Source organism: Corynebacterium comes (assembly GCF_009734405.1).
Taxonomy (GTDB): Bacteria; Actinomycetota; Actinomycetes; order Mycobacteriales; family Mycobacteriaceae; genus Corynebacterium; species Corynebacterium comes.
Genome location: NZ_CP046453.1, coordinates 285298 through 301699 on the forward strand (window position 1 = coordinate 285298; position 16402 = coordinate 301699).

Consider the following 16402-nt stretch of genomic DNA (forward strand, 5'->3'; position numbering starts at 1 on the left):
GCGCATTGTCATGCCCACTCCATGGTCAGGCGGGGTTATCTAGAATAGGGCTGACATTCGCCGGGAGTGGGAGCATCTCATGCGCATGCTGTGGAAGACCGGACGGTCGGCCGTTGCCGTGGTTGTCATCGTCGTGATCGTGGCGGTCGCCGTGATATATCTCTGGCCCCATCGATCCCGGGAGCTGCAGACAGCTGATTCTGCGTCCATGTCCTACGGGCAGGCCATGGGGGCGGTGCATGCGCAGCGGGTATCCGACGAGGCCAGGGGGGTGACCGGGGAATGCCGGAGCCGGGTACTCACTCATGACGGAAAGACGGAAGGTGCGGTCGTCTTCTTCCACGGGATACGGGTCTGTCCCAGCCAGTTCGATGATCTGGCCCTGCACTTCTTCGAGGCCGGTTACAACGTGTACCTTCCGGTTGCCCCGGCGCATGGCACAGCTGACCCCAGGGCACACGGCGAGGTGGAGGCCGGAGCACTCGTCGATTACGTCAATGAATCGATCACGATCGCCACGGGACTCGGTGATGAGGTCGGTGTGGTCGGGCTTTCCGGAGGGGGGCTCCTCGGGACGTGGGCGGCGCATCACCGTGAGGAGGTGGAACGACTGCTCGTTCTCTCCGGCTTCTACGAACCGGCGTCCTCCGAGGTCCCGAAATGGCAGCTCCCCCTGCTGAAGACCCTGTACGGGAAGCACCTGCTGGCGGATTCCTTCAGTAACGGTGCGGACAGTGCGGATCCGGGTTTTTCCTACCGCGGCCTGGCACAGTATCTCATCATCGGTGACAACCTCCGGGCTGATCCCGGGTCCCCCGCGCTGAGGAGCGTGGCCACGGTTATCGCCGAAGACGACACCCGTATCGACCAGGGGTTGGCGGTGTCGGTTCCCGGGACTCTCGCGGAGGCGAATGGACTTGAGCTGTTTGAGGCGGCCATCCCGGGGAAGTGGAAGGTGGGCCATGAGATTGTGAACACCTCCACTCCCGGGGTGGCTGAACATCGACAGGAGCTCTTCCAGCTTTATCTCGACCTGTATGCGGGCCGTCCGGCCGCCGGGCCATCCGCCACCAGGGGGCCCGCCGATGCTGTCTCTGCAGGCGGCAGGGTGCTGCAGCGACCGCTCGAAGCCAAGGCGTGGTGGAGCAATGCGAAAACCCCGCTGAAAATCAGCGGGGTTTTGCTTCGACGGTGGGTTTCCTGAACTTCTCAGCCCAGAAAACCATGACCGTCTTCTCAGTTGGTCGGGATAACAGGATTTGAACCTGCGACCTCCTCGTCCCGAACGAGGCGCGCTACCAAGCTGCGCCATATCCCGGTGTACCGCGTGGTACCTGGAATACCATAGCCCACATCCTCGGCCGGGAACAAAACGCCAGTTCAGTGGGAGGTTTCGGTGATGCGCAGCAGGGTGGCTGAGGGGCGGCAGAACAGGCGGAACGGGACATACCTGGAGGTTCCCAGTCCGTTCGAGACGTGCATCTTCATGGGGCCGAAGTCGTGGAGGCCCTGCACGCGGGCACGGTCGATGCCGGAGTTGGTCACGATGGCCCTTGAACCCGGCAGACACAGCTGGCCGCCGTGGGTGTGGCCGGACAGTGAGAGCTGGTAGCCGTCCTCGGCGAAACGGGACAGCACCCGTGGTTCGGGAGAGTGGAGGAGGGCGAGGGAGAGGTCGGCGTCGGGGTTGGGCGGGCCGTCGATAAGCGAGTAATCGTCGAGATCATGGTGCGGATCATCGACACCGGCGGCGGCGATGCGCACGTTGCCGATCTGGAACTCGACACGCTTGTGGGTGGCGTCGTGCCAGCCGCGCTCGATGAAGGCTGCACGCATGTCGCGCCAGGGTAGGTCGATGTAGGAGGGGGCCCGGCGCTTGTTGAGGAGGTAGGAGAAGGGGTTCGAGAGCTGCGGGGCCCAGTAGTCGTTGGTGCCGAAGACGAACATGCCGGGGCGGCCCAGCAGCGGCCCGAGGGCGCGGAGGACGTCGGGGACGGCGCGCTCGTCGGAGAGGTTGTCGCCGGTGTTGACCACCAGGTCCGGGCTGAGCGAATCAAGCGCGCTGACCCAGGCGATCTTGGTGTCCTGGCCGGGGATCATGTGCAGGTCGGAGATGTGCAGGAGGCGGAACTCCGCCTTGCCGCGCAGCGTTCCCGGCGGAAGCAGGGGGACGGTGATGTCCTTGAGCTCGAACTTGTCGAGTTCGGAGTTTCCCCAGGCGGCGACGCCCGCGGCGGCCAGGGCGCTGAGGCCCGCCAGACCCGCGAGGGGGAGAATACGCTTGGTCACCTTGGCTGTCTCGTTCACCCGGCCCACCCTACCCGGCGAGTACCGTGGGGCCCATGAGCGAACTCAAGAGCAGGATCCGGGACGATCTGAAGACAGCCATGAAGGCCAGGGAGAAGGAGCGTACGGGAACGATCCGCATGCTGCTCGCCGCAATTCAGACTGAAGAGACCACAGGAACGAAGCACGAGGTGACCGACGAGGAGATCCTCAAGGTGATCGCGCGTGAGATCAAGAAGCGTCGGGAGTCCGCGGAGATCTACTCGGCCAACAACCGCCCCGAGCTGGCGGAGACGGAACTCGCCGAGGTGGCGGTGCTGGAGGACTACCAGCCCGCTCAGCTTGATGACGCCGCCGTGGCCGCTCTCGTCGATGACGCTGTCAAGTTCGTCGCCGCCGGGCTCGGCGTGGCACCGGACGAGGTGTCGTTGAAGCAGATGGGGCAGGTCATGAAGGTCGCCTCCGACGCAGCCGCCGGACAGGCGGACGGCAAGCGTCTGTCGGCGGCGGTGCGCGCGAAGCTGGGCTAGATGCCCAGGGCGTCGCGGATCTGGTCCGCGACGTCGTTGATGTCGTCCTGGGTGAGCGACGGGAGAGTCGGAGTAGGCCGCGTGCCGCGCTCGGTGGGCGTCGGTGCCGTGGGTGCCGGGCGCGCGGGCGGGCCGGTGGAGATCTCCAGGGTGACTGTCCCGCCCGGGCGCAGCATGCCCTCGGGAACGGCGCGTTCGACGCGCCCCCGCGGCTGGGTCCCTTCGGTGCTCCGCACGTTCACCCGGTAGCCGGCCCCCTCGAGGGTGCGGCGGGCGTCCGCCTCGGTGAGACCCACGACCTCCGCGAGCACGGCATGGGTGGTGCCGAGCTCGTAGCGCTCGTCGAGGGAGGGGAGCGTGCCGTTGAGGGCGGCGGGCACGAGGTTGGCGGTCTGGAACCAGGACTCGGCCGGCTCCCGGCCGCCGAAGAGGTCACCGCCGGCGCACTGTCGTACCGGCGAGGTGCACAGCGGACTGGTGGTGGTGCCGTCGTTGTAGATGTATGGTGCGGCCGCGAAGCCGCTGTTGAAACCCAGGAACGCCGAGGACTGGTTGGACTCGGTGGTACCGGTCTTGGCGGCGGCCTGTCCCGACCATCCGTTCACGTTCGCCGCACGCGAGCCTGTGCCGATGGTGAGGTCGTCGGACATGCCGACGGCCAGCGCGTTGGCGACGCCCTGGTCGATGACGTCCTCACAGTCGGGCCGCTCGAGGAAGACCTCCTGTCCCGCGCGGTCGGTGACCTTGGCGATGGGGTTCGGCTCGCACCACCGGCCACCGGAGGCGATGGTGGCGCCGACGTTGGACAGCTCCAGCGGGTTCACCGGGGTGGGGCCCAGGGTGTAGGAGCCGAGGTTCGCAGCCTTCATGTACTCCGCGATGGAGCGTTCCCCGTCGTGGGTGCCGGCCTCCTCGTAGCTGCGCAGACCCAGCTTCACGGACATGTCCACCACAGCAGGCACCCCGACCTGTTCGATGAGCTGGATGAACGTGGTGTTGGGGGAATAGGCCAGCGCCTCGCGCAGCGTCATCCGTGGCTGGTAGGCGCCGGCATTCTCCACGCAGTAGGTGTTGGGCGGGCAGTTCTCCGCGCCGCCGGTACCCAGTCCCCGGGCCTCGTAGCGGGCGGGGACTGCGAGTTCGGTCTCCAGGCCCATGCCTTGATCGATGGCCGCGGCGGCGGTGAAGATCTTGAACACCGAACCCGCACCGTTGCCCACCAGTGAACTCGGCTGCGGGAGGATGGTTTCGCCGTTCTCGAGGTTGAGGCCGTAGTTGCGTGAGGAGGCCATGGCGAGGATGTCGCGGGAATCGGAGCCCGGCTCGACCACGTTCATCACCTCGGCGACACCTGCGGCCATGGGGTCGACGTTGCGGGCCACGGCGGCGCGGGCGGCATCCTGGGTCTGCGGGTCGAGGGTGGTGGTGATGGTGTAGCCGCCCTCATGCAGCTGCTCCCGGCTCAGGCCCTTCGAGTCGAGGTAGGTGAGTGCATAGTCGCAGAGGAAGCCGCGGTCGCCGGCGGCGATGCAGCCGTTCGGCAGGGTGGCCGGGGACTCGAGAACGCCCAGCGGCTGGGCGATGTAGGCGTCGGCCTCCTCGGCGGTGAGATAGCCGTGGGTGGCCATGGCCCGCAGTACGGAGTCGCGGCGGATGGTCGCACCCTCGGGGTTCGAGTACGGGTTGAGGCCCTCGGAGGACTGCACCATGCCGGCGAGCAACGCGGACTGCGGCACGGAGAGTTCGGCGGCGCTGATGCCGAAGTAGGTTCGGGCGGCTGCCTCGATGCCGTAGGAACGATTGCCGAAGGGCACCAGGTTGAGGTAGCCGGTGAGGATCTCGTCCTTGCTCAGGTCCCTGTCCAGGTCCGCGGCCAGGCGCATTTCCCGCAGCTTGCGGGGGATGGACTGTTCGACGGCGGCCGCCTGTTCCTCCTCGGTCTTCGCCTCAATGTGGAGGAGGTAGTTCTTGATGTACTGCTGGTTGAGCGTGGAGGCGCCCTGTTCGACCCCTCCGGCGAGGAGGTTGGTCAGCATGGCGCGTGCGGTGCCCTGCATGTCCACGCCGTCGTGCTCGTAGAAGCGGTGGTCCTCGATGGCGACGATCGCGTCCTTCACGTGCTGCGAGATCTGTTCGCCTCCCACCTCGTAACGGCGCTGGTCGTACAGCCAGGCCATGGGCTGACCGGTGGCGTCGGTGACGGTGGTCACCCCCGGGGTGTCGCCGTAGGTCAGGTCCGAGAGATTGGACTGCATCGTCTCATTCGTCCGGGCGATGCCGACCCCCGAGATACCTGCGACGGGGGCAAGCGCGAGCGCACCCGCCACACCCGCAATGATTGTGGCGGAAAGTAGATTGGCCAGGGGCTTCCATACAGACACGACTCTTACCCTACGCAGTGAGGGGGGAGTGGGGGAACTAATGTTTCCCCCTGGAAGTGTGACGTACTCGACTTCATGTTAAGACTGTGAATAGACTTACACGCATAATGGCCGTGTGGGCCGATGTGAAGTCTGGACCACCTGGACTGTTTGAAAGGTAGAGAATGATGGCAACCCCTCTGGCCGGAGAGATTTTCCGTTCCTCGTCTGATCAGCAGCCTGTCTGCTACGAGCGGGGTGAATGGATCACCCAGGCCAAGTGTCGTAGTGGTGACCCGGATGCCCTGTTCGTCCGGGGGGCCGAGCAGCGGAAGGCGGCTGTCGTCTGCCGCCACTGCCCCGTGCTCACCGAATGCCGCGCCGATGCCCTCGACAACAGGGTCGAGTTCGGGGTGTGGGGCGGCCTGACGGAACGTCAGCGTCGCGCACTCCTGCGGAGCAACCCGCACATCACCAACTGGGCGGAGTATCTCGCGTCCGGCGGGGAACTCAACGGCATGTGACCGGCCCGGTACGCTGGCTGCCATGACTAATTGGGAATACGCCACCGTTCCGCTTCTCACCCACGCCACCAAGCAGATACTCGACACCTGGGGTGAGGATGGCTGGGAGCTTGTCACCGTCGTGCCCGGGCCGAACCCGGAGAATGTCGTCGCCTACATGAAGCGGGAGAAGAACTGATGTCGGCCGTTTCTGAGCGGCTGGCCCAGCTGCAGATCACCCTCCCGGCGGTCGCGGCCCCGGTTGCGGCTTATGTACCGGCGATCCGGACCGGCAACCAGGTCTGGACCTCGGGCCAGTTGCCCTTCGTCGACGGCAAGCTGCCCACCACCGGCAAGGTGGGCGCGGAGGTCACTGCGGAGGAGGCCGGCGACCTGGCCCGCACCGCGGTCCTCAATGCGCTGGCCGCCGTGGATGCTCTCGTGGGCATCGACAAGGTCACCCGCGTTCTCAAGATCGTGGGTTTCGTGGCCTCCGCGGAGGGCTTCACCGGCCAGCCTGCCGTGGTCAACGGTGCCTCCAATCTGGTCGGGGAGATCTTCGGCGAGGCCGGCGCGCACGCCCGTTCCGCCGTCGGCGTCGCTGAGCTTCCGCTCGGTGCGCCGGTGGAGATTGAGCTCATCGTGGAGATCTCGGTTTAGTCCGCTCCACGGTTCGGCAGGTCGCTGAAACCGGGCTAAGCTTGTGCGCATGGAGCATCCTGCTTACAGCCAGCTTCGACCGGTTACCCCGTCCGTGTCTGTGGTCCTTTGTGCGAACCCGGGCTATGCGGCCCTGGAGGGCACGAACTCCTGGGTCATCCGTGCTGAGGGGGACACCCGCAGCATCGTGATCGACCCCGGACCGGAGGACGAGGGCCATCTGATCGTCCTCCGTACGAACTCCGAGGAGGCGGCACTGGTTCTGCTCACCCACCATCACCCCGACCATGCTGACGGAGCGCCGCGTTTCCGGCAGCTCACCGGCGCGCCGATCCGCGCTTTTGATCCGACCGCTTGTGCTGGTGGGGGCACTCCGCTTGTCGACGCCGAGGTGATCACCGTCGAAGGCGTCACCCCCCAGATCGAGGTCGTCCACACCCCGGGTCACACCGCTGATTCAGTGTGCTTCTTCATCTGGTCGGGCGTTCCGGGGGAGTCAACCCTGGAGGGTGTGGTCACCGGTGACACCATCGCCGGCCGTCACACCACCATGATCTCCGAGACCGACGGCGACCTGGGCCAGTACCTGGCCACCCTGCGTCTGCTGGAGGAGCGCGGTAAGGACATCACCCTCCTGCCGGGACATGGTCCGGAGGGTGCGGACCTGTCCGCCTACGCCCGCAAGTACATCGACCGTCGTGAGCACCGCCTCAACCAGATCCGGGAGATTCGCGGCCGTCTGGGCGATGACGTGGAGCTCAAGACGCTCATCGACGAGATGTACGACGACGTCGACCCGGTGCTGCGTCACGCCGCGGAGCAGTCCACCCGCGTGGCCCTGCGTTACCTCGACGTGGAAAAGCCCGCCTAGAAAGCCTGGGAACGAGAAACCCGCCGGCCACCGTGAGGTGGGCCGGCGGGTTTTTTCACCGGGACAGTGGCACTAGCGGGCGCGTTTGGCCAGGGACTCGGTGTCCACGATGAGGACGGACTTGCCCTCGAGGCGGATCCAGCCACGGTGGGCGAAGGTGGCCAGGGCCTTGTTCACGGTCTCGCGGGAGGCGCCCACAAGCTGGGCGATCTCTTCCTGGGTGAGGTCGTGGTGGACGCGCAGGGCGCCCCCCTCCTGGGAACCGAAGCGGTTGGCCAGCTGGAGGAGCGTTTTGGCCACGCGGCCGGGAACGTCGGTGAAGATGAGGTCGGCCAGGGAGGCGTTGGTGCGGCGCAGGCGGCGGGCCAGAACGCGCAGGAGCTGCTGGGCGATCTCCGGGTGATCAGAGACCCACTGCTTGAGCATCTCCGAGGTCATGGTCGCTGCCTGGACCTCGGTGACACACACTGCGGAGGAGGTTCGGGGGCCCGGGTCGAAGATGGACAGTTCGCCGAACATGTCGGACGGGCCCATGACGGTGAGCAGGTTCTCGCGGCCGTCGGATGCATGACGGGCCAGCTTCACCTTGCCGGCGGTGATGATGTAGAGGCGATCGCCGGGTTCACCTTCCTCGAAGATGGTCGTTCCCCGGGGGTATCGGACGGTCTCCATGTCATGGATCAGGTTGGCCACGGCCACCGGATCCACGCCCTGGAAGATTCCGGCGCGTGACAGGATCTCCTGTACACCTTCCACTTGTCGCTCCTCTGTCATTTTTCGGTATGCGTAGACAGCGCGCCGGGAGAACCTTCAATGATGCATGTGGCCCCTTTTGGGGGCACGGCTGTGACTTCCGGCGCAGTGTGTTTTCCACCACCCTACCGTGTAATCGATCACTGGTAGGTAGGGGGAGGGAAATTTGTCACATTACCAGGTTCATCACACTCAATGTCTAATTGGTTGACTCGTCACTGGTGTACGGGGCCACGGAGTCGAGCTTGTCCACCTGCAGGCCGCATGATGTCAGGACGAGTGGAGCGGCGACGAGGAGAACGCCAGTCATGTCCGGCCCTCGTCGTGGCTAAACTGTCAATTATGCCGGTCACGTCTTCGCTTCCCCACTCTGCCGCCCGAGGTACCGAGACGGACCTGGGGCGTACCCGACGGGCCCGCCGTATCAACCGAAAGCTGGCCGAGGTTCACCCGGACGCGCACTGCGAACTCGACTATACAAATCCGCTGGAATTGACGGTCGCGACGGTCCTGTCGGCCCAGACCACGGACGTCCGCGTCAATCAGGTCACGCCGGAACTGTTCCGCCGTTTCCCCACGGCAGCCGATTACGCGGCAGCCAAAAGTGCGGACATCGAGGAGATCATCCGTCCGACCGGCTTTTTCCGGGCGAAGGCGCGCCATCTCATCGGGTTGGGGGAGGCCCTGGTCGCGCGTTTCGATGGCCAGGTGCCCCGCGCCATCGAAGACCTGGTGACGCTGCCGGGAGTTGGGCGCAAGACCGCACTCGTGGTGCGTGGCAACGCATTCGGGCTGCCGGGCCTGGCGGTGGACACCCACGTCACCAGGCTGGCGAACCGTCTCATGCTCACCGGGGAAGCTGATCCCCTCCGGATTGAGCAGGCGTTGTGCGCACAGATCGAGAAGAAGGAATGGACGATGTTCTCCCACCGGCTCATCTTCCACGGGCGCCGGGTCTGCCATGCCAGACGCCCGGAGTGTGACGCATGCGCCATCGCGAAGGACTGTCCCTCCTACAACCCTGCCCCTGGAGCGTGGTCATGAATCGGCAGAGCGCCTGGACGATCGTCATCGGCATCATCCTCACCCTCGCGGTCTTCGCGGCGGCCTTCGCCATGCTGCGCACCGTGAATGGGCCGGCCGGGGGTCCCCAGGCGGCGGACACGGCTGCGGTGACCACGGGGGCGTCGCAAAGCAACGTCGTGGACCGGCCGGACTGTCCCTCCACCGGGGCGGGCGGCGTCGAGCTGGACTGCCTGGGCGGTGACAACGGAAAGGCGCCGGCGGAAGGCGTCACCGTGGTCAATGTATGGGCATGGTGGTGTGGGCCGTGCCGGGATGAGTTGCCGTTCTTCGATGAATTCGCCGCCGCCCACCCGGAATACACTGTCGTGGGCGTGCATGCCGATGCGAACCCGGGCAACGGCGCGGCGATGCTCGAGGAACTGGGCATCGATCTCGCCAGCTACCAGGACGTCGACAACACATTCGCCGGTACCCTGGGTCTACCCGGTGTCATCCCCATCACGGTGGTGTTCGAAGGCACCGAACAGGTGGCGATGTTCCCGAAGTCATTTGAATCGACCCGGGAGCTGACGGACGCCGTCGCGGAAGCAGTGGAGGGCACATGAGGATGGATGTCGAGCCGGATCAGCCCGGCACCAACACGGAACTCAATCCCGAGCGGGCGCCCCGATGGATGCGGCGGCTGGTGTCGGAGGTGACCGCCGCCCATTCGCATCCCGACATCCGGGGCGTTGACGCGTGCATGACCAACCGCGAAGCCCCCGACCGCTCGGCCGCCGTCCTGATGCTCTTCTCGGGTGACGACCACTTCGGGGCCTACCCGCCAGGAAACGCTGCAGTGCTGCTGACCCACAGGTCGCCGTCGATGCGCTCCCACTCCGGACAGATCGCCTTCCCCGGTGGCCGTGTCGACGCCACGGACCTCAACCCTGTCGACGCCGCACTGCGGGAGGCATGGGAGGAGACCGGCCTGGACCGCTCCACCGTCACGCCCGTCGCGGAAATGGAACCCGTCCACATCCGGGCCTCCGGATACCCCGTCCACCCGGTGCTCGGCCACTGGCACACCCCCGGTGAGGTCGGCGTGGCCAGCCCCGCCGAAGCCGACGACGTCTTCCCCGCCTACGTCTCCGACCTGGTCGACCCCCGGAACCGACTCATGGTCGGGTGGGCAGGGTGGAAGGGGCCCGCATTCACCATCAACGACTACCTCGTGTGGGGATTCACCGCAGGCCTGCTGTCCGCGATGCTGCACCAGGCCGGCTGGGAACGGCCCTGGGACCGGCAGACCACCCTGGACCTGCAGGACACGCTGGCGAAGTCGCGTAACAATGAACCTCGCTATTCAGATCCGGGCAACCGGGTAAGATTCCTCCGGTAATCACCGGAGAGACTTCTCCGGCACGCACACTGGACAGGAACACCACAAACTCGTGACCTCCGCCCTCATCGTCGACGGCCTGATCGTCCTGGCTGTATTCCTGGCGATCGTCGCCGGTTGGCGCCAGGGCGCGTTCACATCCGTGCTCTCCACGGTCGGTGTGGTCGCGGGACTGATCATCGGCGCAGCCCTCGCCCCACCGGTCATGCAGCTGACGGATTCCGTTGCCCTGCGTTTCCTCCTCGGCCTGGGCACGATCATCCTGCTCGTCGGCCTGGGCAACCTGGTCGGCGGCATACTGGGCTCCTCGCTCCGGGACCGGATGCGGATGCGTGCCTCGCAGACCATCGACTCCGCCATCGGGTCCGTCTTCACTGCGGCGGCCACCCTCATCGTGGTGTGGCTGATCTCGATCCCCCTGGCCACCGGCCTGGCAGGCCCGGTCAGTCAAGGCATCCGCAACTCCGAGGTCCTGGGTTTCGTGGACCGCAACACCCCGCCGGGGCTGGAGCAGCTGCCGGCCCGCATCACGGTGCTTCTCAACGACTCCGGTCTTCCGCCGCTGTTCTCCCCCTTCGACGAACCCCCCGCGCGGGAGGTTGCCGCACCGAACATCCAGATCGACGACTACGCCCTGGTCGAGGAGGTGCGGCCTTCCGTCATCCACATCCAGGGCGACTCCAACGAGTGCAGCCGCCGACTCATGGGCTCCGGTTTCGTCACAGCGCCCGACTACGTGGTCACCAATGCCCACGTCGTCGCCGGCACCCAGGCAGTCCGCCTGGACACCGTCCTGGGAGTCCGCGACGCCGAGGTGGTCTACTACAACCCTGGCGTCGACCTCGCGGTCCTTCACGCCCCTGACCTCGGGTTGCCCGTTCTGCCCTGGGCAGACACCCCGGCGACGTCGGGGGACGACGCCGTCGTCATGGGTTTCCCCGAATCCGGTCCCTTCGAGGCGGCCCCCGCCCGCATCCGTGACAAGCTGCTCATCGCCGGTCCGGACATCTATGCCTCCGGCCGGGTGGAGCGCGAAGCCTACACCGTCCGGGGAACCATTCGTCAGGGTAATTCCGGCGGCCCGCTGCTGGACGCTGAGGGGCGCGTCCTAGGGGTGGTCTTCGGTGCGAGCGTCGACCAGACCGACACCGGTTACGTGGTCACCGCAGGGGAGGCCCAGAGCCAGATCGGTGACGTCACCGGACTGGTCGACGCCGTGGACACACAGGGCTGCGTGGCCAGCTAGCACTTCTGACCGGACCGGGGCCGCTACCGGAGCCGTGCGGCGAAGTCAGCGACGACGTCGACGAAACCGGTCGGGTTCTCCAGCTGCGGCAGATTCCTGGTCTTCCGCACATGGGTGACCTCGACCGGGCCGACGACGCGGGCGCGGGACCGTCGGGCCAGATGCCGCCACTGCCGCTGCGGAGGCTGGATCAGCAGCGTCGGGGCCTGAACCTGTGCGTGCAGCCAACGTGCCGACACCGCGGCGGTGAGCAGACGGTTCGTGCGCAGGATAGCCTGCTGGGCGTTGCCGATCTGTGCTGAGGTCAGACGCAGTTGAAGCGCCTGTTCGAAGGCGGGGCTACGGCCGAATTCACTCGTGGTGTTGAGTCTGAGCTGACGCCGGTAGGCGGGTGCCACGAGCCCCGGAAACAGCCGCAGGAAGGCCAGCGGGAGGCGTGAGAGCAGCGCCCGGGCGCCCAGCCACGGGAAGTTCCAGGGGCGGGCCGCGATCGCACGGCGCAGGTCCACCGGGTGGGCGGAGCTGACCGAGACCAGGCCGGCGACGAACTCGGGGTACTTGGTGGCCAGGGCCCAGGCGACGGTGCCTCCCGTGTCGGAGCCGACCACCACGGCGGAGTCATGCCCCAGGGACCGGATGAGGCCGGCGATGTCTCCTGCGGCGGTGCGCAGATCGCCACCGGCGGTGGCCGGCGGCTTGTCGCTCATGCCGTAACCGCGGGCGTCGACAGCTGCGACGTACAGCCCCCTGGCAGCGAGCGGGGCGATGACATCCCGGAAGTCGAACCAACCGGAGAAGGCGCCGTGCAGCAGCACCACCAGCGGATCTCCCGGATCGCCTGCCACGGCCGCATGGAGCCGCACACCGCGGGTATGGACCAGCTCGTGGGTGAACGGTCCCTCCAGCTCCACCACGGAGGGTGACAGTGCGGGGCGGTGGAGCTTGAACACGAAGGGTGATTCCTTTCAACGGCCTGTCATCGCGGGAACGAAAACCGCCCGGCCGCTGCCGGGTGCGGGAGCGGTCGGGCGGAATGTACGGGGGTAGGTCAGCTGTACATGCCTCGGTTGCGGCCCTCGAGTCGCTTCGTGGCCTGGCCCGGAACCAGGTTCTTCAGCTCGTTGACGGACTCAATCGTGCGCTTCGGTGCACCCATCTTCTTCACCTTGCGCCAGCCGAACAAGGCGAGCAGTGCGGCAGCCAGGATCATCACCAGGAAGACGATCAGGAACGCAGCCCACCGCTCCAGCCACATGCTCAGCAGCTCAGCGACAAAGAAGAAGAAGAAGAAGGAGGAGTAGAGGGCGATGACGCCGGCGACACCGAACAAACCGCCACCGATGGCACCCTTCTTCGCTTCACCAGCGAGTTCGGTCTTGGCCAGCTCGACCTCCGCACGGAAAAGGCTGGACATCTGGGCCGTGGCGTTGGAGACGAGATCGCCGATGGATCCTTCACCCTGGCGGGTACTGTCGACGTCGCTGAGCGGGATCGAGCTGACCCGCGGAGTGAAATCCTTCGGTCCGTCAGTGAAAAGTCCGTTGTTGCTCACGATGTGCCTTCCTGATGCGGTGTCATGCGTTGTTGACCATGGTGCCACGGATTCACTGTGAATGCGCGTCCCTTGCAGCGCTATCGTAGTGGATATGTCTGCGGTTGACCCCCTGCAACCCCTCCGTGAGCTAGGCGATGTGGCGGTACTCGCCGCCGAGGCGGTGTCCGCCATCGCGGCGGTGCACCGCCGACCCGTGTCCCTGCGGCGTGCCGATCTCACCGGGTCGGAATCCGTGCTGCGTGGTGCCCGCACCTCGGCGCTCATCGACGATCCTTCGGCCCGTGACCATGAAGTACCGGAGGGGGTCCTGGGGGCGTCGATGAGCGTGTCCAGCATGCTCGCGCCGGGGTCCCTCCAGTCCTCGGCCCGCGTGTTCAGCCGAGCGCCGCTGCAGGTGCTGGCCCGCATGTCGGTGCTGGCCGGTGGCGACGGCCATCCGGAAGGGGAGGGCGCGCCGGAGCGGCTGCAGCGTCTGGCCGTGCTGATCAACCGGGGGGCGGACGATGTGCTGCTGCCCCAGGTCGTGCACGCGGAACTGCTGGCTCACAGACTGTTCGGCGAGCGGTCCGGCCTCATCGCCCGGGCGGCGGCCCGGCTGACCGCCGTGACGACAGGCCTGGATCCGCGTGGTCTGGCAGTCCCCGAACCTCACCTTCTGCGCCACCGCGAGGAGTACTCCGCGGCCGCGCGGGCATGGACGCAGGGTAGCGCCGTCGAGTTCCTCGAGCTGTGCCTGCGGTCCTGGATCTCGGGTGCACAGGAGGCGGAGGACATCGCCCGGGCGTTCTAGTGAACCGGGCAGCGTCAGGCGGAACCGCGGCGGCCGCGCTGGGCCCACCAGATGCCGCCGGCTGCAGCCGCAGTGATGACGGCGACGACGCTCGCGCCGATGCTCACCTCACGGGGAGAGGGCATCTGGAACAGGGGTACGGGGTGGCGGAAGGTGCGGATCTCCCAGCCGTTCTCCAGCGCGGCCTTCTTCATGGCGCGGTCGGGGTTCACTGCCACAGGGTTGCCCACGGCCTCCAGCATCGGGATGTCCGTGGCGGAATCCGAGTAGGCGTAGCTGGCCGAGAGGTCGTAGTGGTTCTCCACGGCAAGGTCGGCGATGGCCTGCGCCTTTGCCGCGCCCTTGCAGTAGAAGAGGATCTCGCCGGTGAAGTGCCCGTCGGCGACCTCGAGTTCGGTGGCCACGACCTGGTTGATGCCCAGTTCCTCCGCGATGAGGTCCACCAGGTGCGAGGCGGAGGCGGAGATGATGATCACGTCGTGGCCGGCGTTACGGTGGAAGGCGATGAGCTCCCGCGCCTCCGCGTAGATGGCGGGGGTGACCACGTTGTGCATGGTTTCTGAGGCGATCTCCCGCACCTGCTGCACGGACCAGCCGGCGACCAGCGCGGCGAGTTGGTCGCGGGTGGCGTCCATCTGCTCACTTGACTGGCCGGCGATCATGTACGTGGCCTTCGCCAGGGACATCTGCAGTGCCTCGGAGGTGGTGATGAGTCCGTTGTGCATGAACTCCCGGCCGAAGGCGAAGGCGGAGGATGTGGCGATGATCGTCTTGTCCAGGTCGAAGAAGGCCGCCACGCGCTGTGAATTCTGCGTGGTGGCCGGCTGGTTCGCCGTAGACCCGGTCATCATGTTGAGAAAGTCTAGACTCCCTACCTGTGAAACGTAAGGGGTGATTGTTTCGGTAGTGGCCAATGTGACACGAGCGGTCTTAGTGTGGTCATTTCTGGACATGCACGTGCCGCTCGAATGGTTATTCGAGAAAAGTCGCCGGACGGTATTGTCATGGATAGGTATTTGTGCCATAATTCCCCTTGCAAGGCCCCGATATACTGTGTGGCCTGCCCCGGCAATCCCCCCCGATGCCGGGTTACTGACGGCCCGCGCACACCCCCCCGAGGCGCGGGCCGTCCCTAAATTTCCGTCCATCTGAGACGGCCTCGGCCGGGAACTCCGGCCACACACAGTGTCCCCCACCTGTGGGGGGAACGCCAGCGGTGTAGCCGAGTTGTCCACAGATGTGTGATGAGCCGTCAACAACATTGCGGGTTGTCCACAGGCAGTTGGCCAGACTCTTGTTCCGCCGGGGTGGTCCCGGCGATGGTGAGGCCATGAGCAGCACCTACATTCTCGTGGCCGTCGGCGATCCCGTCATCCACCCCGAGGCCACACACATCGCCGCCGCCACCGGTCATGGGGTCATCGACACCATCGACCCCCGGGAAATCTCCCGCCTCCATGCCCGCGCCCACGCCGTGCTTGTCGACGCCGATACCGCGGGTCACGTCGCCACCCTCGACCGGCGGCCCGGCGTCCACTTCCTCGCCGCCGACCCCGGTCCCGTCGACTGGCGCGCCGCACTGACCTGCCATGCGGAGAACGCCTACGTGCTTCCCGCCCAGGCCGCCGACCTGCTCACCGCGCTGGGACACGCGCACGCACCCGGCTCCGGGCGGACGCCCGGCCACGCTGCGCAGGGCCCGGTGTCCGCCCGGCGGCAGGGCGCGCTCATCGGAGTGTGCGGATCCGCCGGCGGGGCCGGCACCTCGACCCTGGCAGCCGCCCTCGCACGCACCGCCGCCCGCCATCACCCGGTCACGCTCATCGACGCCGACGACCACTCCGGGGGCCTCGACCTGCTACTCGGCCTCGAGGACCTCCCCGGTGCGCGCTGGCCTGACCTACGGCTGGGTGAAGGGACCATCGCCGGCACCGACCTCCGGGCGGCATTGCCCGTCACGCCGGACGGCATCGCCGTCCTGTCCACCGCCCGCAGCACCATCGCCGACTCTTTCCGGCTCGCTGGAAAGTCCGTGCGGCCCGTGCTCGAGGCGCTGGGAGCCGCACCCGGGATCACCATCGTCGACCTGCCGGCCCACGGGCCCGCCGCCGAGGCAGTCACCGATGTCTGCGACAGGGTCGTCCTGCTCATTCCGGCCGAGGTACGTGCGGCGGCGTCGGCGGCACGTCTGGTCACCGAGCTCACCCGCACCCGGACAGCCACCGTCGGCATCGCCCGACACCGCGGCTGGTCGGGGCTGACCGCCGAGGACCTGGCGAAGATCACCCGATGCCGGATCATCGGCGAACTCGGCCACCTGCCCCGCCTCGCCAGGGCCGTCGAACTCGGTGGGCTGCCGGAACGACTTCCCGGCGCGCTCACCGCCACCACCCGGGTGATTCTGGCGGACGCGGGGGTGTCGTCGTGAGCATTCCCGCTGC

Annotated in this window: 18 protein-coding genes and 1 tRNA gene; 12 read left to right on the forward strand and 7 right to left on the reverse strand. The window is 66.8% G+C overall.

Translation table 11 applies throughout. From position 1 onward, the window contains the following. The first annotated feature begins 85 nt into the window (after window positions 1-85). Window positions 86-1204 (forward strand): alpha/beta fold hydrolase, encoded by a 1119-nt coding sequence (locus tag CETAM_RS01400; protein ID WP_156226736.1) that lies wholly within the window; start codon window positions 86-88, stop codon window positions 1202-1204. A 37-nt stretch (window positions 1205-1241) separates the two neighbouring features. Here CETAM_RS01400 and CETAM_RS01405 read toward each other — a convergent pair. Both CETAM_RS01405 and CETAM_RS01410 read right to left on the reverse strand, forming a co-directional pair. After that, window positions 1242-1318: transfer RNA gene (locus CETAM_RS01405), tRNA-Pro, on the reverse strand. Between the two features lie 62 nt (window positions 1319-1380). Beyond that, a complete protein-coding gene (locus tag CETAM_RS01410) occupies window positions 1381-2277 on the reverse strand; it encodes a metallophosphoesterase (RefSeq protein WP_231587614.1) in 897 nt (298 codons plus the stop codon). A gap of 65 nt (window positions 2278-2342) precedes the next feature. Between CETAM_RS01410 and CETAM_RS01415 the strand changes: the two genes are divergently transcribed. Then, on the forward strand, window positions 2343-2816 hold the full coding sequence (locus tag CETAM_RS01415; RefSeq protein WP_156226737.1) for a GatB/YqeY domain-containing protein: 474 nt from the start codon (window positions 2343-2345) through the stop codon (window positions 2814-2816). On the opposite strand, the gene CETAM_RS01420 is transcribed toward CETAM_RS01415, so the two are convergent. After that, a complete protein-coding gene (locus CETAM_RS01420; protein WP_156226738.1) occupies window positions 2813-5197 on the reverse strand; it encodes a penicillin-binding protein in 2385 nt (794 codons plus the stop codon). The genes CETAM_RS01415 and CETAM_RS01420 overlap by 4 nt on opposite strands. A 167-nt stretch (window positions 5198-5364) precedes the next feature. Here CETAM_RS01420 and CETAM_RS01425 point away from each other — a divergent pair, with 167 nt between their 5' ends. Genes CETAM_RS01425 through CETAM_RS01440 form a run of 4 tightly spaced genes read left to right on the forward strand, consistent with a single transcriptional unit; the run spans window position 5365 to window position 7210 of the window. Beyond that, a complete protein-coding gene (locus tag CETAM_RS01425) occupies window positions 5365-5700 on the forward strand; it encodes a WhiB family transcriptional regulator (protein ID WP_156229320.1) in 336 nt (111 codons plus the stop codon). A 22-nt stretch (window positions 5701-5722) separates the two neighbouring features. After that, a complete protein-coding gene (locus CETAM_RS01430; RefSeq protein WP_156226739.1) occupies window positions 5723-5878 on the forward strand; it encodes a DUF4177 domain-containing protein in 156 nt (51 codons plus the stop codon). Continuing rightward, window positions 5878-6339 carry a RidA family protein gene (locus CETAM_RS01435; protein ID WP_156226740.1) on the forward strand — a complete coding sequence of 154 codons (462 nt, stop codon included), beginning with the start codon at window positions 5878-5880 and terminating at the stop codon, window positions 6337-6339. The genes CETAM_RS01430 and CETAM_RS01435 overlap by 1 nt, the downstream gene beginning before the upstream one ends. Before the next feature lie 49 nt (window positions 6340-6388). Beyond that, a complete protein-coding gene (locus tag CETAM_RS01440; RefSeq protein WP_156226741.1) occupies window positions 6389-7210 on the forward strand; it encodes an MBL fold metallo-hydrolase in 822 nt (273 codons plus the stop codon). Between the two features lie 72 nt (window positions 7211-7282). Here the strand turns inward: CETAM_RS01440 and glxR are convergent, their stop codons facing one another. Continuing rightward, entirely contained in the window at window positions 7283-7966 is a 684-nt protein-coding gene (gene glxR, locus CETAM_RS01445) for a CRP-like cAMP-activated global transcriptional regulator GlxR (protein WP_156226742.1), read from the reverse strand. A 339-nt stretch (window positions 7967-8305) separates the two neighbouring features. Between glxR and nth the strand changes: the two genes are divergently transcribed. Genes nth through CETAM_RS01465 form a run of 4 tightly spaced genes read left to right on the forward strand, consistent with a single transcriptional unit; the run spans window position 8306 to window position 11616 of the window. Next, window positions 8306-9007: an endonuclease III gene (gene nth / locus CETAM_RS01450; RefSeq protein ID WP_156226743.1), complete on the forward strand. Its 702-nt coding sequence runs from the start codon at window positions 8306-8308 to the stop codon at window positions 9005-9007. Further along, entirely contained in the window at window positions 9004-9594 is a 591-nt protein-coding gene (locus tag CETAM_RS01455) for a TlpA family protein disulfide reductase (RefSeq protein WP_156226744.1), read from the forward strand. Before nth ends, CETAM_RS01455 begins: the two co-directional genes overlap by 4 nt. After that, entirely contained in the window at window positions 9591-10370 is a 780-nt protein-coding gene (locus CETAM_RS01460; protein WP_156226745.1) for an NUDIX hydrolase, read from the forward strand. Before CETAM_RS01455 ends, CETAM_RS01460 begins: the two co-directional genes overlap by 4 nt. 52 nt (window positions 10371-10422) lie before the next feature. Then, on the forward strand, window positions 10423-11616 hold the full coding sequence (locus CETAM_RS01465; protein WP_156226746.1) for a MarP family serine protease: 1194 nt from the start codon (window positions 10423-10425) through the stop codon (window positions 11614-11616). A gap of 23 nt (window positions 11617-11639) precedes the next feature. Here the strand turns inward: CETAM_RS01465 and CETAM_RS01470 are convergent, their stop codons facing one another. Together CETAM_RS01470 and CETAM_RS01475 are read right to left on the reverse strand one after the other, a co-directional pair. After that, window positions 11640-12566: an alpha/beta fold hydrolase gene (locus CETAM_RS01470; protein ID WP_231587546.1), complete on the reverse strand. Its 927-nt coding sequence runs from the start codon at window positions 12564-12566 to the stop codon at window positions 11640-11642. A 98-nt stretch (window positions 12567-12664) separates the two neighbouring features. Further along, window positions 12665-13171, reverse strand: coding sequence for a phage holin family protein (locus CETAM_RS01475; protein ID WP_156229322.1), 507 nt, complete (start codon window positions 13169-13171; stop codon window positions 12665-12667). A gap of 91 nt (window positions 13172-13262) precedes the next feature. Between CETAM_RS01475 and CETAM_RS01480 the strand changes: the two genes are divergently transcribed. Then, a complete protein-coding gene (locus CETAM_RS01480) occupies window positions 13263-13961 on the forward strand; it encodes a Fic family protein (RefSeq protein ID WP_156226747.1) in 699 nt (232 codons plus the stop codon). 14 nt (window positions 13962-13975) lie between these two features. Here the strand turns inward: CETAM_RS01480 and CETAM_RS01485 are convergent, their stop codons facing one another. Beyond that, complete coding sequence (locus CETAM_RS01485) at window positions 13976-14812, reverse strand: HAD family hydrolase (protein WP_156226748.1); 837 nt, start codon at window positions 14810-14812, stop codon at window positions 13976-13978. A gap of 479 nt (window positions 14813-15291) precedes the next feature. Between CETAM_RS01485 and ssd the strand changes: the two genes are divergently transcribed. Continuing rightward, entirely contained in the window at window positions 15292-16389 is a 1098-nt protein-coding gene (gene ssd / locus CETAM_RS01490; protein ID WP_156226749.1) for a septum site-determining protein Ssd, read from the forward strand. The last annotated feature ends 13 nt before the right edge of the window (window positions 16390-16402 follow it).